The following is a 23,152-nucleotide window of genomic DNA, read 5'->3' as shown; positions in this document are numbered from 1 at the left end:
ACAACAAATACAAGATTATTAATCGTTAAGCTTAATCTATTACTTAGAAAATAACTCTACGGCTTGCGTATCCATAATCGGATTGATATATTTCTCTAGCGTAATCGTTAGTGGTTGAGGATAATCTTTCGCTCCCTTTCCAAAAGTATAACGCATTTCATCCACGGCTGTACCATCCTTTGAAGTCATGTAGCCACCGAAGTTTCCTGCCGAAGTTGTTTTGATTGCTCTTTTATGCACATTTCCTTCCGCATCAGTAAAAGTCTCAGCAAGTCTAGTGTAGTATTTTAAATATTCGGCATCAGTAATTGTATGCCGCAACAAGATCTCTCCTTCATCTGCATAATTCTCTTGCGTTGGAGCAACAAGCTCAAGGCCGCTTCCCGGTGCTTCAATGATTTGCTGCCTATTGAGATCGACAACAATTTTCATTTTATTTTTTTCGACTGCCGAGATACCAAAGGTTTTTAATGAAACGGTGTCTGGCTGATGCTTTAGGCCGCTCTGGCTGTTCCTGAACACCAGCGTAAACTTGGTGTTGTCCGAATAGACTTCAGAATTGTCAGAGTTGACGATGTCGGGGTAAAATAATTTTTCGGTAGCACCCCCATTTGTACTAATCAGAACTGGATTAATCAATTGGAAAATTTGTTTATCATTGTTCAGATCATACTCCAAATCTGCATAGGTACTAAGCGGTGTATATTGCACTAGATTCACTTTAATCTTTTGCCCGTCAACTGTCAGCGTTTTATCCGTTTTTAGAATTCTTTCCTGTGCTTTGAGCATATCAGGATTAAGTTCGAAAGCAACATCCAGATTAGTCCGGTATTTATTACTACTGGATTGTAGCGCCTTATCTGAAGTTTCAGTGAGAATGACATTATAGTTTACTTCCTTTGGATATTTAATCGTTGGTGAAAGACTAGTGGTGTATATAAAATCCTTAGACTGGCCTGGTTGAATTCGGTTATCGCTGGCAAGCATACTTAGTGCAGCACCTTTATGTAGATTCGACTCCTGTATGCCTTCATATTGAAGCGCAAAATCCGCATGTATAACTTCTTTGTCTGTATTGTTCTGAACACTGTATAGAATATACACCTTCCTTCCATCTGTTACTGCACCAGTTACATCCACTCGGTACCCCTTGTTTTCCGCGCTCTGACCCACCGGCATCACGAGATTCTGTTCCAGAGCACTTGCAAGTGCTGGTTCTAACCTTGAAAATGAGCGATAAGCTGCAAAATCATCTGTATTTTTAGGGCTGGCGGTTTGAACTGAAGGTTGGGCCACTTCCTTGGCCGGTAATCCGATTGAAGAGTATGTAAATAATAGGGCTACGGCTGCAGCTGCAATCACTCCCAAACCTGCGGTATAAACACGGCGTTTCTCACGTTTTTTTCCTTCCATAATTCCCTTTCGCATCGCGTTATAAATTTTCATTTCCTGTAAAGTCTCAGTATTCTGATTCATTTCATCAACATTTTTCTGCAAAATACGATCTTCTTTATCTGTCACTCTGTTCACCTCCCATATCACTTCAGCACATTACGAAGCTGTTTAAGTCCCTCACGTAACCAGGTTTTGATTGTACCTTCTGGTTTTTCTAGCACTTTTGCGATTTCGATTGTAGTCATGTCATTGTAATATTTAAGAAGTACCACATGCCGATATTTGGGCTTTAACCTGTTCATAGCGCGTTCCAGATCAATCCGGTCGTTGCTTTTCATTTCCTGAGTTGCAACCTCTGCTAGCTTCTCCGTAGGAATCACTCGTTTTTTTCGTCGTAGTTCATCCATACAGCAATTGATCGTAATTCGAATCAACCAAGGTGTAAATGACTGTTCATCTTTAAGCTTCTTACGTTTCATCCAGGCCCGACATGAAGCCTCTTGTACAACTTCTAACGCGTCCGCTTCTGTTCGTAGATAACTATAAGCGACGGTGTACATTTTCCGATGCTCCACATACAGGCGTTTAAAGAAAACATCCTCATCCATACGGGCAAAATCAACCATTCTGACCTCGTCCATCGTCCTATCCACCACTCACTACACCCCCTCTTTTTTTGTCAGTGTCGGTATTAGGATAAAGTCATCGTTCTGATGTTCTTATAAGTAAGACGGAGCTGAACGTAAAAACGATTGATTTTTTTCATAAAAAAGTGCTGGCAAAGATGCCAACACTCCATTTTCATATTTATCGATCACGATTAACCATATAATTCAATAGATGTTTTAAAAAATTGATATTGCGGGGGATCTCTTTTAACGCCTCCATGGCAAGACAATAGTGCTCCCACATCTCTTTTCTAGCACCTTCTGAACCCAGAATGGATACAAACGTTGCATTGTTATTCTCAACATCCTGCCCTGTCGGCTTACCTAGTAATTGTAAATCCCCTTCCAAGTCGAGTAAATCATCTTTAATCTGAAAAGCAATCCCCGCATGATAAGCGAATTTCTTCAAAGCTTCAATTTCTGTCTCCTTAACCTGTGCAAGAATCGCTGGCATAACTAGTGAAGCTTCGAACGCAATGCCCGTCTTATAGAAACAAATCATATTTAATTGCTCTAGCGTCAATGCTTTTCCTTTAGAATTCAAATCCATCGCTTGCCCCATGCAGGTATCTTCCGCCTTTTGAGCTGAATATTGCATTAAAGCAATTACGGATTTAGCATCGAATGTATGAAGGGATGCCTGTTCCTCAATCGACTTCTGAATTAGAAAGAGTCCTGTCAATTCCGCCGTAGCGCTATTATACACCTCATGTAGAGTTGAACGGCCTCTTCGAGTGGGGGCATTATCCTGAGAGGGCAGATCATCGAAAATTAAGGATGCAGTATGCATATATTCCAAAGACCTCAAAAGCGGCACAATTGCTGCGCTGTCTAATCCGTATTCGTTCACACCCATAACCCAAGTCAGGATAGGTCGTATTCGCTTGCCATCACCCTCTAAACTATAATTGGCTGCATCAATTAACATTTCTTTCATAGCTGGTGTCCCAACAGGTTTATTAATCGGCAATTGATTGTTGATTTCACCACGAACCTTTTGAATCGTATTGTGAAAATCCACCTTTTCCTGCTTGTTGTTTTTTAAATTCGTAAGCAGTTGATCTCTTAGTAGTTTGTCAAAAAAATCCACATCATCAGCTTTCAACACCATTTGCTGCACGAGATGATTAAATTCGGGTTGACCCGAAGCAAAGATCTGCATAATCTCTTTATACTTTTCAGTACCCACACGTTCTTTACAACGCTTCAAACCGTTAATTGCTCGATCTAGAATCACTTCACGGGTTTTGGCATCGGAGTGATATACGGAATGGATTAGATGAGAGATGACGGTCCAGTATAATTCAAAAGGGTTTATCAAATCTGAACGTTGATCACGGTATTTCAGAAAATAGGTATACGGCGTTACCGCTCCCTCTTTCATATCGTCAAACATATCCGCAAAATCATCAGCCAGTTGATTGTAAAGACCATAATAAAAAGTACGTTGATCAAATCCATCATCTGTAGGAGCACTAATAACGGATCGGACAATTAAACGGGAAGAAGAGGATTTTAAGATAATGGGGATATAAAGCTCTTCATTGGTGTATTTAGCGTTGGAAAGTTCCTTAACACGGTCCAGCTCCTGAGATTGAAAAAACACAAAGGATTGCTCGAAAAATATGTTCTGCATTTCTGGACGTTGATAGCTTTTAATATAGTGGAAAGCTTCACTAAGCTCCGAATGTACGTATCGAATGAATTCCATGTTCTCTCCGGTCCATTCTCCAAGCTCAGGCACAGATCTAGTAAGGATAGCGTCGCGTATCATGAGGGAATATTGCTCTTTTTCTTGAAGCGTTAAGACACTGGAATCGAGAAGATCATCAATAAAAGGGTAAGTCAGCCCATAAGAATAACCAAGTCTAATGGCTTCACTAAGCTTCTTAGAACGTTCCAAAGGTGGGGTACTCTCCCCCATTTCCTCCATTACATGCAGAATGACCCCGATAATGATCTTAATTAACTTACGCTGCGCTTGTTCGGTATTCATTTCCTGCGGAATATGGGTTGATACGTTCTTTAGCTTGTCGATCACCCAGATGGTGGCGGTCTCGACGCCTTCTTTTTGCGCCCAGCGATATACTCCTGCCAAGCTCATAAATTCCGATTGTTCTCTTATCATTGTTGAACCGTCTGGGATCAATTGAGATCTAATGTCAGCAACCATTCGCTTAATCCTGTTTTGTGTGTCAGGAGAATCCAAGGCTTTGCCCAGATCTCTCATATATAAATAGGAAACGCTGCGATCTAAATAATCATCCAATTTACCGGAAAGATTCAGCCACCCTATATACTTATGATAATCCTGAGAATCAGGTTTCCTCTTCCCTCTAGAGAAAAAGGACAACCATGAGCGGCGATGAATATGATGTTTTTTCCATAATTGAATATCTTCAGTCAGAGTAGATACATACGTTTTTTCTTTGAACTGCATATGCAGTGAAACAAAATACTGAGCCGCCCTCTGCTCGGCTAGCGAATAGGCTGAATCGGCATGATCGGTTAAATTTACATTCATAGGTGGATTACCTCAACTTCTCTTTTGGTTAATTGTCGGTCATGTTCATATCTTATACGGGGAAGTGTCTTTATGGTTACGAATTCTTCGCCATACGTTTCCCAATAAAGTCAAAGATCAGACCCGCTGTCCTTTTTATAGGACCCAATGAAACAGGATAATAATAACCAGACTCAAACCAGCCTTGTTCTTTGTAATACCGGTAATCCCTGGAATGATCATCAAGCATTGTTTTTATACTTGTACGTGACATTCGAAACAGCATTAACCTGAAAAATGAAGGAACCGGAGTCTTAGGTGACATGAGGTCCTTATAGAATCTTTCGGAGGCTTTCTTAATTTCTCTCGTCATTTTTTTCTGCGCAACTTCTGTTCTTGGTTCCAAAGTAGTCAAGACACAGCCTTTTGTGACTTGAAATCCGAAATTCTCGCCCATATTACTAAGATATTTTTCAATTTTGTTGCCTCCAAAGATCCCCTGATTGACAATAGCCGTGAAGGTTTTTCCGAAGAAACGAGGTCTATGAAATACAAAGGCAAGCCGATCCAAGAGGTTCTTCATCGGTGCCGATACATGAAATGCATAATTAGGGGTAGCGAAAATAACCCCGTCAGAATGAATCATTTTCTCCATCAATACATCACGATCATCCTTTAGTGGACAATACTCCTCACCTTTATTGAAACATATCTTACAGCCCCGGCAATATTCAAGCCGATAATCTTTTAAAAAGACATACTCAAATTCAATATCACCATATGCTTTTAAATTATTGCCAAATTCACAAACCGCTTCAAAGGTCGCATGCTTTTGCTGATTCCCAATAAATGCAGTAACTTTTTTCATTTGGAGTCCTCCATATATCGCATATTTTGAATAATCCCGATAAATATGAATGAATTTATTTTTGTTCATTCATATTGTAGCACCTTGATTCCCTTTATGCGATAAAATTCCATTTGAGAATGCAAAAAAAGAAGCCCTACTTAATTAGGCTTCTGTTAACTTCCCACTATATCTTTTTAGCGTAATTATGTGTAACAAAATCAACTAGCAGATTCACACTGCTCTCCATATTGTAAATCTCTGTGTCAACTGTCAATTCGGCATGTTTAGGGGGTTCATAAATAGCATCAATACCTGTAAACTCACGAATTTCACCTTTTCTAGCTTTCTTATACAACCCTTTAGGATCACGTTGTTCGCAGGTTTCTAATGAACATTGCACATAAATCTCTGCAAACTCGCCAGACTGAAAACGATATCTAATCGCTTCTCTAGCAGCTGAAGAAGGTGAAATCATCGGGACAAGCACTATAAAGCCAAGGTCCAAAAACATAGACGCTACTTCGGCCGCGCGCCGCATATTTTCTTTACGATCCTCTTCTGAAAAACCTAAATCGATATTTAAACCTTTTCTTAGCTGGTCGCCGTCGATCACAGCACATCTTATGCCTTGCTTAAACAATTCTTTTTCAGCTTGTTGTGCTAGTGTACTTTTTCCTGAACCTGATAATCCTGTGAACCAAAACACGCCCGCTTTATGACCGTTCAACAGCTCCCAATCTTTTCTATTCATTCTATGACGCCCCTTTCTATATGATTAATATTATACTAGTTTACCGCAGTCTTGAGAGAAATTGCTGATCCTAATTCCTTCTGTATATACGCTATATCAGTCAGCTGCTCAATATGGTAAACTCCACCTGGGGGTGGTGAATCATATAGATGTTTTGCTACTGCCGCTGTTACTTTTGCCGTAATGATAGATTGATTCTTTCCTTGTAATAAAAAATCCGCATGAAGTAATTTACCTTCTAAATTTCTTCCACTTGCCTCAACCTTAATAGCGAACCCATCATCCCCCAAATGCAGCCGCCCCATAGCACGAACAATTAAATTCTTCAGCCAGCCTATTTGCAGTAAGCGAACGGCTCCTGTTTTTTTCGTTATTGCCAGTATTTTAGTAACCATAGCTGAATCAAGACAAAATCGTGTGGAGATAGACGCTGCTTTCAGTGTTCTGCTCAGTGTCTGTTGATCTGAGAATGGAAAACGGTAAGCATATCGATTACCCATCTTATCACCAAAATGATATAACCTTCTGTCTGTAAAGCTCTCCACCTCAACCTGGCGATTACCCTGCTTCACTTCGAACTTAGCTGCTAAACTGTCGACTGTCCATTCTAGCGCCGCTTTGCCATGAGAATCACCTAGTCCGAGCATAATTGCAATTTCTATCTCCTCGATCTGATCCATCTGCCGCTCTGCTTCAAGGGCCAGGAGATTAGTGATGCCGGGAGCAAGTCCTACACTTAAGACAGTACTTGACCCATTATCTTCAGCCTCTCTCTTGTATTTCTCAATTTCATTCAAAAACAAACCGTTCGCAGATACATCCACATAATGAATACCGCTTCGAAACACAGCTCTTACAAAATCTGTATCCGTTTGATCTAAGCACATAATGATTAATTTAACTCGTTCTAACTTATCAGTAGGTAAAGGTTTATTAATATCCACCTGCATCGGCTTAATTTTCCCATCAGTTGCTTGACTGAATTGCTTTGCTTTTACAAGGCTTCGCCCTGCAGCATATACCTTTCCAGGATATTTTTTCTCTAAGATTTCACAAATGGTACGCCCTACATGGCCATATCCACCGACGACTACAATATCTTCTTTTCTCTGCATTTTATCACCGCATCCTATATAATAGAAATAATTAAGAACCATTCTCAATTATACGGATATGGTTTACATTCACTATCCCATAAATGTGGGATACCTGTTTTTATACTCCATGACTAGAGGGCTGACCTATGAAAACCATAAGACAACTTAATCATATTAAACAACAAATCATAAGGTTAGGTGCTGTTTCTGATTCTTCACATAGCTACCGTACTTCATTACTGTCGATTTTACGCGATGCTGTACCCTTTGATGCTGCCTGCTGTACCCATGTTGATCCACGTACACTACTCTCGACAGGTGCAGTTACAGAAGATAACGTGGAATCCATTCACCATCACTTGTTCCAGATCGAATACGGTGAAGACGATATTAATCCCTATGAGCAAATGGTTCATAGTAAAATGCACGTAGCTACTTTATATGAAGCAACCGAAGGGCAGCCAGATTTGAGTGCTCGCTATCAAAAGGTACTATCTCCGGCAGGATTTGAGGATGAATTACGCGCTGTACTTGTTCATGGAGATGCGTGTTGGGGGTATCTGACACTTTACAGAAAGTCGGGTCAGCCTGTATTTTCGCGGGAGGATTGTGAGTGGATAGCCTTAATGCTTCCTGAGATTGCCGCAAGAATGCGGGCTTTCAGTCTTGAGTTGCCTGAGAGAAATCAGACTTGGCTGGAAGAAGATTACGGTTCCGGAATTGCTGTCCTTTCTGATCAACTAGTGCTCCTCTCCTCCAATCCTACAGCAGACCGCTGGTTAGAGAAACTTCGTTCATTAGAAAAAATTGATCACCATATCCTGCCACGTCCAATTCGGGCGGTGAGCACACAAGCAATCAATAGTCCCTCTGAATCTTCGGGGATGGCTAAGTCCTGTATCCGGATGTCAGAAGGACCTTATCTAGTGATCCGGGCTAGCCGGCTTCATGCATACGACGGTCAGACGCAAATCGCTATTTCATTCGAGCCTGCACGTCCAGCAGATATGCTTCCTATCATTGCAGAAGCGTATGATCTGACGAAACGGGAACAGCATTTACTTGAAGGAGTAATTCGTGGATTATCTACTAAAGAATTGGCTGCTGAGTTACATATTTCTGCTTACACGGTTCAGGATCATTTAAAATCCATTTTCGCTAAAGCAGGTGTCAGCAGCCGTAGAGAGCTTATCTGGCATTTACATTCTCGATATAGCATTTCAGAGAAATAGGATCGCCGAGCTTCTTATCAAAAAAGCCCAAGCCTTTATTAACAAAGGACTTAGGCTTTTATTTTATCTTTTATTTCCTTAATGCGATGCCGTAAATTCTTCCAGCTCAGAAGCAGGATCAAACTTCTCCCTGCTCATCACAAATGCCGCCATTAGAGCTATAACTGATGGAATAATCGCCCAAGCAAAGGTATGAACAAGAGAAGAAGATAATCCTTCGGTGATTTTATCAAGAACCTCAGAGGGAATTTTGGCCCGTGTGTCGGGAGTCAAAATTGTACTTGGATCACTTAGATTAACACCTTCTGGTGCCGCGCCTCCTTTACTGAACATGGAAGTTAATTTATTCGAAAAAATGTGACTTTGAATAATACCAAATACCGTAATACCAAGTGTCATTCCCAGCTCCCGTGTGAAGCTAAGTGTCGAACTTGCAGAACCCCGTTGTCTTGCTGTAAATCCATGAATCGCTGCATTGCTTAGAACAGAAAATGATGAACCTATGCCAAGACCCACCAGAAACATAAAAATAGTGACCATAAACCGGGAGGAGTCTGGTGTTAGTGTGGTAAGCAGAGCAATACCTGCAACAAGGAGTACTAACGTAGAAATCATGATCGTGCGATAATTAAATTTAGAGAGCAAGAATCCTCCGCCAGCAGCAGTGATAACAGAACCAATCATCATCGGAAGTAGAACAAGCCCCGAATTTGTGGCAGACCCGCCAAGAACCCCTTGAATATAAATTGGAATGTACACCGAGGCTGTAATAAATGCCGCTCCGCTAAATATCGCCATAACATTACTCGTAGAATAGAGACGATTCTTGAACATGCCAAAGGTAATGATAGGCTCTTCTGCACGACGTTCGATAACAATAAAACCAATTAAAAACACAACAAAAGCCATAAACAATCCCAGAATCATTGGCGAGTCCCAAGCGTATTTCTTACCCCCGAGCTCAATCGCAAACATGAGACAAAGAATTGAAGCTACTAGTGTAAAAGCCCCAAGATAATCAATTTTCTCTTTGGAATGCTCAACAGATTCTTTGTAGAAGAAAGCGATCATAAAGAATGCAATAACACCAATGGGTAAATTGATATAAAAGACCCAAGACCAATGAATATAATCCGCTATATAAGCGCCAATAAGGGGACCGAAAATACTGGAAATACCATAGGCAGCACCGAATAACCCACCGATTTTCCCCCGTTTCTCCGGGGCCACTACATCGAACATAATCGTGAATGCGATAGGAACGAGTGCCCCTCCACCAATACCCTGAATCGCCCGATAAATACTAAGCTGGACAATAGAATTTGCCGTACCACATAAAGCTGAACCAATCATAAAGACAATAATACCGAAAATAAAAAATCGCTTACGTCCATACATATCCGATAATTTACCGAAAATCGGCATACCCGCCATCTCAGCTATCATATAAGCGGACGTAACCCACATCAATTTGTCAAAACCGCCAAGGTCACCTACAATGGTTCCCATTGCGGTTGCAAGTATAGTATTATCCATTGATGCCATAAGGGTGGCCAACAATAGAGCTACTATAATAACCCCAACTTTATTTTTCTTTTCCATGCTCCTTTTTCTCCTCCACTTTTCCCAAATGTTTAGTTCTGCTCTAATTGTTAAAGGATTGTGCACAGGCTTCATTCCAAACCACGTGATGTTATACCCTTTGCAAATTAGTGAATAATTCGATAAAATCAAGACAATTAATTAGATGTTCATCAAGCATCTTGTTTATTAATTATCTTGACTATCAAGATATAAACATTTTAAAAGGAGGGTCCTCTTTTGTCAAGAGATCGACACAATCAAGTTACAATTCAGCAGGAAGACTTAACTTTACGCATGCGGGGCCTAGGCAGCCGAACGGTTTTGTACCAGCAAAAAGTAGCAACTTCTTTAGGGTTATACAATAACGATTTTCTATCTATAGATATCCTTCAGGAAAAAGGTCCTATCACCGCCGGCGAGCTATCCAAATTAACTGGACTTACTACAGGCAGCATTACCACATTAGTTGATCGACTTGAAAAAAACGGCTTTGTTCGCAGAGAACATGACCCAAATGACCGTCGTAAGGTGATCATTGTCCCTTTATATGAGAATAACGAGGTTGGAAATGCCTACCTTCCTTTGCACACTAAGATGGTTAAACTGGCGTCTTCCTTTACTGAGCAGGAGCTTGAGTTGATAACAACATTTTTAGGCAAAGCAAGTACCATCCTGGAAGAGCAGATTCATTATCTCAGCACTACAACTAGTAACTAAAACTGTATAATCATCAAAAAAGGACGATATCCCATGAAGTCAAATGACTTTGAGATATCGTCCTTTTAATATAAGTATGGATCAAAGAGAAGCTGAAGCTTGAGCAACTAAAGAGACCAACTGTGCAGAATCAAATGTGTCTCCTTTTCGAAGCTTTAAGGTTTTCCTTTCAGGTGGTCCCTCAAATGCTCCCTCTGGAAGCGTTAGCTCGGTTGTATTAAAGATTACAAAGCTGACTGCGTCTTTTGATATCGAGATGGCCGCAGCGTATTTTCCATTTTTCAAAAAATGAGGTTTCTTATACTGAATACGTTCCTGCACATCCGGTATAGCCAGATGAACAACCTCACGTAGTGAGGTGGACAACTCCACCTGCCATGATTCTTTTAGCGCTTCAATAAAATCGATTACTTCCTGATTCATTTTTCATCTCTCCCTTTAAGTAATTAAATGGTTTGCCTGAATAAGCGCAGTAAGTTGTTTAACAAAATCAGGAGGTCCTTTGAGATCCGACGCATCTGCTATGACGAACATGATGATGAAATCAACACATCTGCAAAAGATTTTCAAAATTTAATAGTTTAAATTCCCTTACATTAATTTCTTGTTCATGTAGTCATTATCCTTCTTGCAAATTAGAGATATTAGCTCGTTACAAGCTAAAAAGGGAAAAGCTCCTAAGAGCTTCTCCCTCAACCTCGTACATAAAATTAATGAATCGTTAGATTAAAACCGCTCTGAATATAATTCAGATTCGGATAAGCAATGTTGGAAGTTGTCAGGTTATTAAAGGTTGCCGCACCATTGCCTGTATAGGTGTAAATAGCTGCACCTTTATGTGGACCTGAGAACCGTGAAGTTGTTATTCCATCAAGTCCTGTACCGTTAATATTGATGTTGTTGAACACGATGTTCTCGAATCCACCACCATATCCAAATTGAATCGCATCACGCTGGGTATTAATGATGTCTATGTTGTTAAATGTAACGTTCTTGATAGCATCATTTGATGCTTCAAGATCAATTGCGCCACGTTCACCCCCATAAAGATCTTTACTCGTGCCACTGTTAATAATGGTTGTGTCTGAGAAAACTACACCCGTATTATTCTGGAAATGATAACCTGGAAAAACGGTATTCATACGTATGCCGGAACCACCAACTGTATCAATGATATAGTTATGATCAGCCTTATGACCACTTCCTCCAAAGAAAGCAATCGCTGCCGCACGCCAGTTATTCTCAATGGTGTTATACGAGAAGGTATTATTCACACCAGCAGGTGCACCATTTGTGTTACTGGTCCATACTGCAAGACCATCGTCACCATTATTTCGCACACTGCTATTGCGTACAATTGAATTGCTAGTACCTTGCGAGAAGTTGATGCCGTCTGCAAGATTGTTCCGAATCCGACTGTTTTCAACTACCAGCCCGTTAGCATAAATCGCAGGTGTATGAGCGTAGTCGCCTACCCACATTCCGCATTCAAAATGCTCTACCCAGACATCATGGATAATAGAGTTGGTTCCAAAGTTATCCATAAAACCTTTGTAAATTGCATTTTGCCCATAACGTGAGCGCAAATTAGAATTCATATATACATTACTGAAATCTAGCTTACCTGTAATACGGAGTGAAATACCACCGCCCGCAGCATTAGGATTGGTAAACTGAATATTGGTGTGCCAGAGACCAGCACCAGTAATAGTGAGGTTATTGATCATATTACTAGCAGAACCAATCTCCCACATACTGCTAAGATTAAAGGTTCCTGCTGGAATATAAATAGACTTCCCGCTTGCCACGGCTGCATTTACAGTAGCTTTAAAAGCTGCCAGATCATCTTGTCCGTCGTTTGCCACAGCACCGTAATCTGTTACAGATACGGAGTTAGCTGGGCGGGCAATTGCTGTTGGAACAGATTCAATTTCAATGAAATCCACACCATATTCCAAGCTATCTCCATTGTTCTTCTGGATTCGAATCTTGTCCCCAGGTTGGAGGGGTGTATCCATCTTCCAGTGAACTTCATCAAAACGGAATAGTGGACGTCCTGCACTAGGTGTATCGCCAGGCATATCACCTGAGAAATACTGCCAGCTGTAGTATGAGGTTAAGGAAACTGTTTTTACTTTCGCTCCATTCACATACACATCCAGTGAACCATTCAATCCCATCCCATCTGCAGAGTCAGGCATTGTAAATCTCATCGTTACACCTGCGCCGCCTTGACCCTGTCTGACCGTCCACTCTAAGTTCGAACCATTCGAAGGAAGAGCTATATAACGCTGGCCAGAAGCTTCAGAAGCGATTAATGCTTGATCAAAGGTTGGCGCCGATTTCAATGTCGCGCCACCCCCGAGAGTAGCGTCCTCGGTATCATATCGACTATACGGCATGCTTGCACCACGCGCAGCATAGACAACGAGATTAGAAACACTTACATTATTCGCTTGCTTGGCAGCTATCTCATTAGCATCCACTTCAACAGTAGTGGTGACTGTGTAGTTACCATTAATCGCTGTCCAAGTCCCTGGAATCGCAACATTAACTGATGCCCCCCCTGCTAAGGCACCGTTATAAGATCCATTATAGGTTTGAATAGTGGAACCCGCAGAGTTTTTAAGAACAACGCTTATACCATGTGAACCACTTGCAGTGGTGACGGTTCCTTGATTCTTAAGATTTACATTGAACGTTACATTGTTATTAGCAACAGGATTACTTGGTGTCCATGTAACAGTTCCCACTAAGTCAGAGCTGGACACTGGAGCGATAATAAGTGACGCTGGGTTCGTGTAGCTGTTATTCGCTTCATTTTGTTCGATAACTAGGTTATCTTCATCAACTTTGGCACTAACTGAATACGTTGCTGCAGGCTTAACTCCTGCGGTAAGTGTCATCGATGCTGTTGTCGATGCTCCAGTTGCTAGTACACCTACCGGAGCTGAGCCTACAAGCTCATTATTCAAATAGAAATTAACAGTAGTAGCTGGAGAGCTGGCATTGCCGATATTCTTTACGATTGCGTTCAGCGTAATCGCATTAGACTCAACCGGATTCGTTGGTGACCAGGACATGCCAGTAATCACCAAATCCGGATTCGGAGCTGGAGTACCGTACACTTCTAATTCGGCGATCTGTCCAGCTGGAGCACCCGAGTTGGCAGTAATATTAAGCTGTAGACGTTTGACAGTTGCGGTAACAGGAATGGTTACTGTATTTCCTGAAGCTGGATTAAACGAATACGATTGTGCTGACACCAGATTTCCAAATGTCGTTGTGTTTTGATTGTGACCGAGCACTTGAATCGTTTGGGTACGTGCTCCCCATGCAGCGGCTGGATTTAACTTTAGAACGATTGAGGAAACGTTGTAGTTTGACCCCAGGTCAAGTATCAATGAACTAGGATTACTGCCACCTTCCCAGTATGTGTTGGTGTTGTTGTCATTAGCATTTGCTGCCACAAATGATTGCGTATTAGAGGATGCGGTAATCGATTTGCCAAACGCGATATTACTGCCCGCAACAGGCGTAGCCGTTGGCGTTGCTGTCGGTATGGCTGTTGGCGTTGGTGTGACAGTTGGCGTTGGTGTGGCTGTTGGCGTTGGTATGGCTGTCGGTGTGGCTGTTGGCGTTGGCGTTGCTGTCGGTATGGCTGTTGGCGTTGGTGTGACAGTTGGCGTTGGTGTGGCTGTCGGTGTGGCTGTTGGCGTCGGTGTTGGTGTGCTAGCTCCATAAATTTCGAATTCAGATACTTGCGCTGCCGGCCAACCCGTATTGCCTGTTACATTCAGGCGTACATAACGAGTGCTGGTTGCTGAAAAATCAATCTTAACGGTGTTCCCTCCTGCTGAAGGATTGAACACATAATCAGCTGAACCAACAATGTCAGTGAATGTAGATCCATTTGTGCTGCCTTGAACGGCGAGTGTTTGCGTACGCGTCTCCCAGCCCGTTGGCAGCTTCAATACGATTTGGTCAATACTTGTCTCTGTACCAAGATCAACTTGGATCCATTGCGGAAATGCATTATTGCTGCTTTCCCAATACGTCTCTTGATTGCTGTCTTTCACATTGTTTGGACTATACGTTTGTGATTGACCGCTAGCCGTTACAGTTTTGCCCAGCGTCAAATTCGCGCCACCAGAGGCACTAACAAATGTGAACGGACCCGCTGCCAGGTATAAACTTGAAATCAACAGGGTTACTACAAGCGACCATACGACATACTTGTTGCGCATTATAATCCTCCTCTTAATGTAGATTATCACTAACGTGTCACCCTATCTGAGTGCTCAAATGATAGCGTTTACATTCAAATTCATCTCAGAGCACATTAAATAACAACCGATCCTCCTTTCAATGTGAGACACTTTCATTATAGAGAAAGAACAGTTCAAGCTATAAGATGTAATTCTACGGAAAAGATATGTGATACCAATATCGCCAAACTACCCTAAATATGGAATCTATCAACATCACGCCAATCAAATATAGGCCTGATTTCTCAGGCCCTTGTTTTTTATAAAGATTAGCTTGTGGTTTTAAGTTCTTTTTCATCAGCTGAATCTGGAGAGTTTAATAAAACTACACCTCCAACTATTAATACTATGCCTGCAAGTGTAAGCACACTAAATGGATCCCCCCATATTACTATGCCAACGATAGCGGTTAGAACTGTACCTACACCTGCCCAAATCGCATAAGCTAAGCTTAAAGGTAAAACTCTGAGACTTATAGACAAACTATAAAATGCGATTATAAAACCAATAATAACACCTATAGTAGGCAATATTTGTGTGAACCCTTCTGACATTTTCAGCATAGTTGTACCTATTACTTCGCTTATAATAGCTACCCCTAGTACCAAAAAACCCTTATTCTTGTTCATAATAATTCCTCCAAGCTCTAATGAGATCCACCAGAAAGTTTCATAATGACTACTCCACCAATGATAAGAATCAGGCCGAGTAATTTCTTCAGATTGAAGTTTTCTTTATAAATGATTACTCCAATTAACGCAGTTAAAGCCGTACCTACCCCTGACCAAATAGCATAAGCCGTCCCTAGAGGAATCGTTGAAAGCGCTAAAGAAAGACAATAAAAGGCTGAACCCATGCCGAGTACGACTCCTATTGAAGGTAAAATCTTTTTAAACCCGTTAGAAACCTTAAGCATGGAGCTACCAAATACCTCGCAGATAATCGCTGTTGCCAGTAACACATATGAATTCAACAATAGCCCCTCCTTACTCCGTCATATTTATTAATTCTTGAATCACTTTACTGCGTAACTCCTTATCTAAAACTCCTAATCCGAACATTTCTGAATACCATAAACCGTCCGCTGCCAGCCTGACAATCGTTGAACGTACAGGATCTATTCCATCGTTCTCTATATTGTTTTGCCATACTGAGTATTGATCTTGAAATTTCTTAAGGATATCCGGATTCGTAAAAAGAGCAGCCGAAAGCGCTGTGCTAATCTCCTGCTCTTCCTTAAGATCGTCGTCAATCGCCTGAACAAACGCTCGTCCCCACTTCCCCGTTTCTCTAGATGCATTCGCTACTCTTTCTTGAACATTACTGAAAAAATCGCTTGTTAACTCTTCCACCATACTTTTTATTAAAGCTTCCTTATTCGGAAAATGGTGCAGCAGTCCACCTTTACTGACCCCGGCTTCTTTGGCAACGGCTTCAAGCGTAAGCTTCTCCACCCCATTATTTTTAACAACAATAGAAGCTGCTAATAAAATACTACTTCGTTTTGAATTACTGTTCACGATAATCACCCCTGTTATTTACTATACCGTCTGGACGGTTTTATTGTCAAATAAAAAATCATTATCTTAGAGCAAAAAAAGCCTGGTAATCCAGGCCTCCAACATTTTTAAATCAATTACATTAAATTTTTAATATACCAAGCATCACAAGCAAAATGCTCCGACCCAGCAAGTGGTTTTTCTAATAGCTCAAATCCATTTTTTGTGTAGAAACGGTTGGCTGCGTGCATATTTTGCAGTGTCTCCAAATAACATTGGTTGTAATGAAGCTTGGCAAAGTCCAGCGCTGTATTTAAAAGTTCGTTGGCTATCCCGTTACCTCTAATCGACTGAGATAAATACATTTTTTGCAACTCACATATCTTGTCATCATTCCCGAAAGGAGCAATTCCACAACCTCCCAATACTTCCCCTCCCTCTTCAACAACCCAATAAGCCCGATTCTCACTATGATTATAATAATCTGATAAATGATGCAGGCTGTCATCCTCCCAGGCGAGACCCGCGCGATTCCCGCCAAACTCAATTAGGCAGTCCCTGATGACCTTTTCAATGGAGCTATTATCTTTCATTTGTAATAGTCGGATATTCATGAGTAACGTTCTCCTATCTTTTGATTAGCTTTCTTCAGTTATTATATTGTATCAGCCTTCAGAATGGATAATTATAATGGGAATCAAACATAATATAGAGAAATTTATTTAGGAGGGGCTTCAATGAAAATGGCAGCTAAGCAGCTCTCGATTGCAGCATTAGGCGGGGTTCATGAAATCGGTAAAAATATGTATATCCTGCAATACGCAGATGACATTGTCGTTATTGATTGCGGCTCTAAATTTCCAGATGAAAGTCTTTTAGGAATTGACCTAATTATTCCTGATGTTTCGTATTTATTAAATAATATTGATAAGGTACAAGCATTGGTGGTTACTCATGGACATGAGGATCATATCGGTGGGATTCCTTACCTGCTTAAACAGTTGAATATCCCGATATATGCTTCCCGTTTAACCCTAGGATTAATCGAAAATAAACTTAGGGAACATGGGATTTTACGACAAACGAAACTCAATTGTATTGATTCAGAATCTACTTTAGCCCTGGGTGCCATTACTACAACATTTTTTAATACAAATCATAGCATTCCAGATTGCCTTGGCGTAGTATTCGATACACCTGAAGGTACCGTAGTTCATACGGGAGACTTCAAATTTGACATGACGCCCGTCAACAAGCAGTATCCAGATATACATAAAATGGCCGATATCGGTAAAAAGGGTGTAAAGATCCTGCTGTCAGAAAGCACCAATGCTGAGCGCCCTGGCTTCACCCCTTCTGAGAAGCTTGTTGGCGCTCACATAGAAGAAGCCTTTTTAAAAGCAGAACGTAGAATTTTTATTTCTACCTTCGCCTCAAATGTACATCGTCTACAGCAGATCATTGATGCTTCTCATTTAACTGAACGTAAATTGACCTTACTAGGCAGAAGTATGGTTAATGTAGTCGGAGTAGCCCAAGAGCTCGGTTACTTAAACATTCCGGACAATATGCTGATCGAACCTGCAGAAGCTGCTAAGCTTCCTCCGGCTCAGGTAACTGTTTTATGTACAGGCAGTCAAGGAGAGCCCATGGCCGCCCTCTCCCGCTTAGCGAACTCAAGCCATCGATTGATGGAGATCCAGGCTGGGGACACGGTTCTGCTCGCAGCCAATCCCATCCCAGGAAATGAAAGAAATGTTTCAAGGATTGTCGATAATTTATATATGCTGGGTGCTAAAGTCATCTATGGTTCACGCAGTGAGCTTCACGTCTCAGGGCATGGTAGCCAAGAGGAACTTAAGCTAATGCTGACTCTAATGAAACCTGAATACTTTATTCCGATCCATGGTGAATACCGCATGCTGCATCATCACAGCTTGTTAGCGGAGGCGGTAGGCGTCAAACCAGAAAATATCTTTATTCTAAAAAATGGGGACATCGTCGAGTCATCGTCTGGTGTTGTCCGCCAATCCGGTCGAGTGACTGCTGGGCAAATTCTAGTGGATGGCCTTGGGATCGGTGATATTGGAAATGTTGTGCTTCGCGATCGTCGCCAGCTGTCAGCAGACGGCATACTGATTACGGTGATTACACTGAGCCAAACCGATGGACGTCTATTAAATGAGCCGGACACCATTTCCAGGGGATTCGTTTATGTCCGTAACTCCGATAATTTAATGGACGAGATCAACCAGCATGTAACATCGACCCTTAAAAAGATGAACGAAACTGATCTCGGCCAATGGAATATCATCAAGCAGACCATCAAAGAATCATTAAGTAAGTTCCTATACGAGAAAACGAAACGGCGTCCAATGATCCTTCCAATCATCATTGAGGTTTAATGTAGGAATGCATCCAAATAGATATTGGCGGATTCTCACTCCATTATGAGTAAGAATTCGCCTTTTTGTGTTTTATAGTTTTAATACTCTTCTTTTATATATTCTGCTGATAGTATTAGATTCAGGTGCAAATTTCTACATACTGAAGTACAACTAAGCAAGAATTATCAAAATCCCTTTAAATAGATGAGGTATATTAAGACCAGAACAAGGAGGTGATCAGGCTGTATTACAAGATGATTCACAATAGTATTGAATTTATTGAGAACCATTTGGAAGAAGAAGAATTGAATCTGGACAGAATTGCGAAAGAGGCTGGATTCTCCAAATATCATTTCCATCGGCTCTTTCAGAAATATGTCGGCAAAAGTGTAGCTGAATACATTCGTTCCCGTAGGTTGAGTTCTGCTGCCCAACTGCTGCTCTATTCCGAAGAACGCATTCTAGATATTGCACTTCTTTATGGTTTTGATAGTCAAGAGGCTTTTACAAGAGCTTTTAAAGGACTTTATGCTCTCCCCCCAGCCCAATACAGGTCACAGATAAAACTATTGATTCAGGAAAGAGAGGAATTTACCATGTCCGAAATTAAAGGTTGGTTCATCACCGGAACATCCCCCAGCAAATATAAGGCATCATTAGATATGCAGATTTACCATAAGGGAAGGAACTCTGTATCACTGGAATGCGCAGAAACTGAACCACTCGAAGGGAACGAATTCGGTACTCTAATGCAGCAGTTTGACGCAAAAAATTATCTTGGGAAACGGATGCGGTTTGCCGGCTTTATCCGGACCGAAGAAGTAAGCGACTGGTGCGGCTTATGGATGCGTATTGATGACAAGCTCCAGAATATGCTGGGTTTTGACAACATGCAGTACAGAAGTATTAAAGGAACTGCTTCCTGGAATTTTTACGCTTGTGTGCTGGATATCCCGGCAGAGGCGGATTGTATCAACATAGGTATTCTCCTATCCGGATCCGGAAAGATTTGGCTGGATGACTGCACCTTTGAAGAAGTAGGCCTGGACGTTCCCGTCACTGATTCCCGTGCACGGACAGAAGAATTTCCGACGGAACCGCAGAATCTGAAGTTTGAAGCCTAAAGTTTGCTTACCGGCGGAAAGTTTTGAGGAGTGATCTATTGTTTGTGTTAATTATGGAAATCATGAAGACAGCCATTCAATTTTTGACGGATTTGTTATCTGGGAATCTGCCAAAATACTTTTACCTCTGGTGTGGTCTATTTATGCTATTTGTAATCATCTACGCCTATCTTGAGGTACGGATGAAATATAAATCAGCCGATTTTATAAAAGGCATCTGCATTGAAAGTGTCTCCCAACTTGCAGGCTGGATCATCGGTATCCTGGTAGCTCGATTATCCGGACATATCATAGAAGGTGGAATCACTCCACATGATGATCTTGATTTCTACTCAGACGCCAATTTAATCGCCACAATTAATGCAGATAGTGCCTCGGGATAAAAAAAACAGGATACCCTTCGGAGAATCGAAGTAAGGTATCCTGTTTAAGATTCGTTAATTGAACTCGTATACTTAGAATACTTTCGTCGTCCAATCTTCGCAATTCCAGATATCGGTTACGATGTCCTGATAAAAATCGGGTTCGTGAGAAATCATAAGAATGCTTCCTTTGTATGCTTTTAGAGCGCGTTTCAGTTCATCTTTGGCATCGATATCCAAGTGGTTTGTCGGCTCATCTAATACGAGAATATTGGTTTCGCTATTAATGAGCTTACATAGACGCACTTTGGCTTTTTCCCCACCACTTAGAACAGCAATCTTACTCTCAATATGCTTCGTAGTTAATCCGCATTTAGCAAGGGCAGCACGTACTTCGAATTGTGACAGAGACGGGAACGTGTCCCAGATTTCCTCAATACAAGTCTTGTAATTGCCTTCCTTCATCTCTTGCTCAAAATAGCCAATCTCCTGATGGTATCCACGTTCTACCGAACCGGACAATGCAGAGATTTCACCTAAAATGCTGCGCAGCAAAGTTGTTTTACCAATTCCGTTTGCCCCAACCAACGCGATCTTCTGTCCACGCTCCATCAGCAAATTAAGCGGTCTGGACAATGGAGAATCGTAGCCGATAACCAATTCTTTTGCTTCGAAAATCATCTTGCCCGCAGTTTTACCTTCTTTAAAGTTAAACTGTGGTTTCGGTTTCTCCTTGGCAATCTCGATGATCTCCATCTTGTCGAGCTTCTTCTGTCTGGACATTGCCATATTACGGGTTGCCACGCTGGCTTTATTACGAGCTACGAAATCCTTCAGCTCTGCTATTTCTTGCTTTTGACGATTATAAGCAGATTCAAGCTGTTGTTTTCTCATTTCGTAGACTTGTTGGAATTGCTCATAATCACCCACATAGCGGGTCAGCTTTTGATTTTCCATATGGTAGATCAGGTTAATAACGCTGTTCAAGAATGGCATATCGTGAGAGATCAGAATAAAGGCATTATCATACTCTTGAAGATAACGTCTCAGCCACTCAATATGCTGCTCATCCAGATAGTTCGTAGGCTCATCGAGGAGCAAAATATCTGGTTTTTCAAGCAATAGCTTCGCAAGCAAGATTTTGGTACGTTGACCACCACTAAGATCGGCTACATCACGGTCCAATCCAATGTCAGTGATCCCTAGTCCACGCGCAGTTTCTTGTACTTTCGCATCAATCATGTAAAAATCTTGATTTGTAAGTGTATCTTGGATGGTACCTACTTCTTCAAGCAGCTTTTCCAGCTCTTCAGGTGAAACGTCACCCATTCTGCCGTACATATCATTCATCTCTTGCTCAAGATCAAACAGGTATTGAAAGGCACTTCTCAGTACATCTTGAATCGTCATTCCTTTGGTTAACACAGCATGCTGATCGAGGTAGCCAACACGCACCCGCTTGGACCATTCGACTTTACCCTCATCAGGTTGCAGTTTGCCTGTAACAATATTCATAAAAGTGGATTTTCCTTCGCCGTTAGCGCCGAATAATCCGATATGCTCGCCTTTTAGGAGACGGAATGAAACATCCTTAAAAATCGCACGATCCCCAAAGCCATGACTTAATCCTTCAACATTTAATATGCTCATTTATGGACACCTTTTTCTTATTTTTCTCGCTATATTATAAGCAGGATTAACTAAAAACTCAATGGAGAAGCAAAAAATTATCATTTTTCAGGCTAATTTGCGAACAATTTTAGTTTTTGTGGACCGTCACTTGCCGAGATTAGGTTTGCGCTGGCGATCGCTCGTCATCTTTTATATGATAGTATGCATAGATACACTTTGGAGTTGACTTGAGAACTAAGGAGAATTAGAAATGAATAAACTTGTATTTTTTCTTGGTCCAGCTGGAGCAGGCAAAACAACGTTAGCTAAAGCGATTGCTTCGCGGCGCAAGATACCATTTTTCGATATGGATATTCTGCTACGGCCTGCTGCCGACGCCATAATGACTTTACACGGACTGGATCCGGCAGATAGAGACTCAGCAGAGTACAAAAGGTTATGCCGCGATTTAGGTTATCGAATCACTATGGATGCTGCGCTGGATAATATAGGCTTGGACGTCGATGCTTTTGTGGTTGGTCCCTTCACCAAAGAGGCAGCCAATCCTGACTGGATCAGCAATGAGTTAGTTCGGATCGGACGTTCCCTCCTTGATGTTGAAGTCAAGGTTGTCTTGGTAGGTTTAGCCAACGAGGAATTGTACCGGGAACGAATTCAAGACAGAGAATCACCACTAGATGAATGGAAGTTCCAGCATTGGAATGAATTCCGCACTTCTCTTGGCAACCGTACGGTAGAATGGCCGCTCCCGGCTGAAAATATTGCGTTGATCGATAATTCTAACCCGGATATTAATGCTACCGTTGCGGCAGTAGAGCGATTTATTTACGTCTAAACTTTCGGACCCAGATGACGTTATTTCCGCTTTTATCAGCTTTTGCGCAGAGTTTCGGACCCCAGTGCAGCTATTCGTTAGAAAAGAGTGCTTGGGGAGTGTTTTTCGTGCCAATAGCGACGATGCGGTCCGTTAGGATTGCAAAAGTGCGATAATGCTGCGTTTAGGGTCAGCTGAGTCCGATAGCTGCTGCGTCCCCCGTAAAATAATGACATCAAACGATGTTTAAGGCTTTGACAAAGAGTTTT

The 23,152-nt window shown here is 41.5% G+C and carries 20 protein-coding genes; 6 read left to right on the top strand and 14 right to left on the bottom strand.

Annotation, left to right across the window (positions count from 1 at the left end):
* Nucleotides 1-39: 39 nt before the first annotated feature.
* The 6 genes from NSQ66_RS14550 to NSQ66_RS14525 all read right to left on the bottom strand — a co-directional run bounded on the left by NSQ66_RS14550 (nt 40) and on the right by NSQ66_RS14525 (nt 7,282).
* Nucleotides 40-1,521: a DUF4179 domain-containing protein gene (locus NSQ66_RS14550; protein ID WP_038570918.1), complete on the bottom strand. Its 1,482-nt coding sequence runs from the start codon at nt 1,519-1,521 to the stop codon at nt 40-42.
* A gap of 17 nt (nt 1,522-1,538) precedes the next feature.
* Nucleotides 1,539-2,051, bottom strand: a complete 513-nt coding sequence (locus NSQ66_RS14545) for an RNA polymerase sigma factor (RefSeq protein WP_306018833.1) — start codon at nt 2,049-2,051, stop codon at nt 1,539-1,541.
* A gap of 151 nt (nt 2,052-2,202) precedes the next feature.
* Nucleotides 2,203-4,587 carry a polyprenyl synthetase family protein gene (locus tag NSQ66_RS14540; RefSeq protein WP_076141653.1) on the bottom strand — a complete coding sequence of 795 codons (2,385 nt, stop codon included), beginning with the start codon at nt 4,585-4,587 and terminating at the stop codon, nt 2,203-2,205.
* A 76-nt stretch (nt 4,588-4,663) separates the two neighbouring features.
* Nucleotides 4,664-5,434, bottom strand: coding sequence for a flavodoxin family protein (locus NSQ66_RS14535; RefSeq protein ID WP_076099278.1), 771 nt, complete (start codon nt 5,432-5,434; stop codon nt 4,664-4,666).
* Between the two features lie 166 nt (nt 5,435-5,600).
* Complete coding sequence (gene cysC / locus NSQ66_RS14530) at nt 5,601-6,167, bottom strand: adenylyl-sulfate kinase (RefSeq protein WP_038570909.1); 567 nt, start codon at nt 6,165-6,167, stop codon at nt 5,601-5,603.
* 35 nt (nt 6,168-6,202) lie between these two features.
* Entirely contained in the window at nt 6,203-7,282 is a 1,080-nt protein-coding gene (locus NSQ66_RS14525) for a saccharopine dehydrogenase NADP-binding domain-containing protein (protein WP_076141654.1), read from the bottom strand.
* 128 nt (nt 7,283-7,410) lie between these two features.
* Here NSQ66_RS14525 and NSQ66_RS14520 point away from each other — a divergent pair, with 128 nt between their 5' ends.
* A complete protein-coding gene (locus tag NSQ66_RS14520) occupies nt 7,411-8,496 on the top strand; it encodes a helix-turn-helix transcriptional regulator (protein WP_076099281.1) in 1,086 nt (361 codons plus the stop codon).
* 78 nt (nt 8,497-8,574) lie between these two features.
* On the opposite strand, the gene NSQ66_RS14515 is transcribed toward NSQ66_RS14520, so the two are convergent.
* Nucleotides 8,575-10,098, bottom strand: coding sequence for an MDR family MFS transporter (locus NSQ66_RS14515; protein WP_076099282.1), 1,524 nt, complete (start codon nt 10,096-10,098; stop codon nt 8,575-8,577).
* Nucleotides 10,099-10,374: 276 nt separating this feature from the next.
* Here NSQ66_RS14515 and NSQ66_RS14510 point away from each other — a divergent pair, with 276 nt between their 5' ends.
* Nucleotides 10,375-10,797: a MarR family transcriptional regulator gene (locus NSQ66_RS14510; protein WP_169744822.1), complete on the top strand. Its 423-nt coding sequence runs from the start codon at nt 10,375-10,377 to the stop codon at nt 10,795-10,797.
* Between the two features lie 81 nt (nt 10,798-10,878).
* Here NSQ66_RS14510 and NSQ66_RS14505 read toward each other — a convergent pair whose 3' ends face one another.
* From NSQ66_RS14505 to NSQ66_RS14480, 6 genes are all read right to left on the bottom strand, one after another.
* On the bottom strand, nt 10,879-11,220 hold the full coding sequence (locus NSQ66_RS14505) for a DUF1801 domain-containing protein (RefSeq protein WP_076099283.1): 342 nt from the start codon (nt 11,218-11,220) through the stop codon (nt 10,879-10,881).
* Nucleotides 11,221-11,507: 287 nt separating this feature from the next.
* On the bottom strand, nt 11,508-15,044 hold the full coding sequence (locus NSQ66_RS14500; RefSeq protein ID WP_076099284.1) for a discoidin domain-containing protein: 3,537 nt from the start codon (nt 15,042-15,044) through the stop codon (nt 11,508-11,510).
* A gap of 290 nt (nt 15,045-15,334) precedes the next feature.
* Nucleotides 15,335-15,694, bottom strand: coding sequence for a multidrug efflux SMR transporter (locus NSQ66_RS14495; protein ID WP_038570897.1), 360 nt, complete (start codon nt 15,692-15,694; stop codon nt 15,335-15,337).
* Nucleotides 15,695-15,711: 17 nt separating this feature from the next.
* The gene (locus NSQ66_RS14490; RefSeq protein WP_036677974.1) at nt 15,712-16,038 is read right to left on the bottom strand and encodes a multidrug efflux SMR transporter; all 327 of its coding nucleotides are present in this window, start codon (nt 16,036-16,038) and stop codon (nt 15,712-15,714) included.
* 13 nt (nt 16,039-16,051) lie between these two features.
* Entirely contained in the window at nt 16,052-16,585 is a 534-nt protein-coding gene (locus NSQ66_RS14485) for a TetR/AcrR family transcriptional regulator (RefSeq protein ID WP_036677976.1), read from the bottom strand.
* Between the two features lie 116 nt (nt 16,586-16,701).
* Entirely contained in the window at nt 16,702-17,178 is a 477-nt protein-coding gene (locus NSQ66_RS14480; protein ID WP_038570891.1) for a GNAT family N-acetyltransferase, read from the bottom strand.
* Nucleotides 17,179-17,307: 129 nt separating this feature from the next.
* On the opposite strand from NSQ66_RS14480, the gene NSQ66_RS14475 reads away from it, so the two are divergent.
* The 3 genes from NSQ66_RS14475 to NSQ66_RS14465 all read left to right on the top strand — a co-directional run bounded on the left by NSQ66_RS14475 (nt 17,308) and on the right by NSQ66_RS14465 (nt 20,458).
* Nucleotides 17,308-18,969: a ribonuclease J gene (locus NSQ66_RS14475; RefSeq protein ID WP_076099360.1), complete on the top strand. Its 1,662-nt coding sequence runs from the start codon at nt 17,308-17,310 to the stop codon at nt 18,967-18,969.
* Between the two features lie 236 nt (nt 18,970-19,205).
* On the top strand, nt 19,206-20,075 hold the full coding sequence (locus NSQ66_RS14470; protein WP_076099285.1) for a helix-turn-helix domain-containing protein: 870 nt from the start codon (nt 19,206-19,208) through the stop codon (nt 20,073-20,075).
* A gap of 44 nt (nt 20,076-20,119) precedes the next feature.
* Nucleotides 20,120-20,458 carry a DUF5823 family protein gene (locus tag NSQ66_RS14465; RefSeq protein ID WP_249267731.1) on the top strand — a complete coding sequence of 113 codons (339 nt, stop codon included), beginning with the start codon at nt 20,120-20,122 and terminating at the stop codon, nt 20,456-20,458.
* 72 nt (nt 20,459-20,530) lie between these two features.
* Here NSQ66_RS14465 and NSQ66_RS14460 read toward each other — a convergent pair whose 3' ends face one another.
* On the bottom strand, nt 20,531-22,087 hold the full coding sequence (locus NSQ66_RS14460; protein ID WP_036677991.1) for an ABC-F family ATP-binding cassette domain-containing protein: 1,557 nt from the start codon (nt 22,085-22,087) through the stop codon (nt 20,531-20,533).
* A gap of 232 nt (nt 22,088-22,319) precedes the next feature.
* Here NSQ66_RS14460 and NSQ66_RS14455 point away from each other — a divergent pair, with 232 nt between their 5' ends.
* Nucleotides 22,320-22,904, top strand: a complete 585-nt coding sequence (locus tag NSQ66_RS14455; RefSeq protein WP_076099287.1) for an AAA family ATPase — start codon at nt 22,320-22,322, stop codon at nt 22,902-22,904.
* Nucleotides 22,905-23,152 lie beyond the last annotated feature (248 nt).

The organism is Paenibacillus sp. FSL H3-0329, assembly GCF_037963285.1.
GTDB lineage: Bacteria > Bacillota > Bacilli > Paenibacillales > Paenibacillaceae > Paenibacillus_AQ > Paenibacillus_AQ odorifer.
Note: the sequence above shows the minus strand (reverse complement) of the source record. Positions and strands in the feature narration are given on the sequence as shown.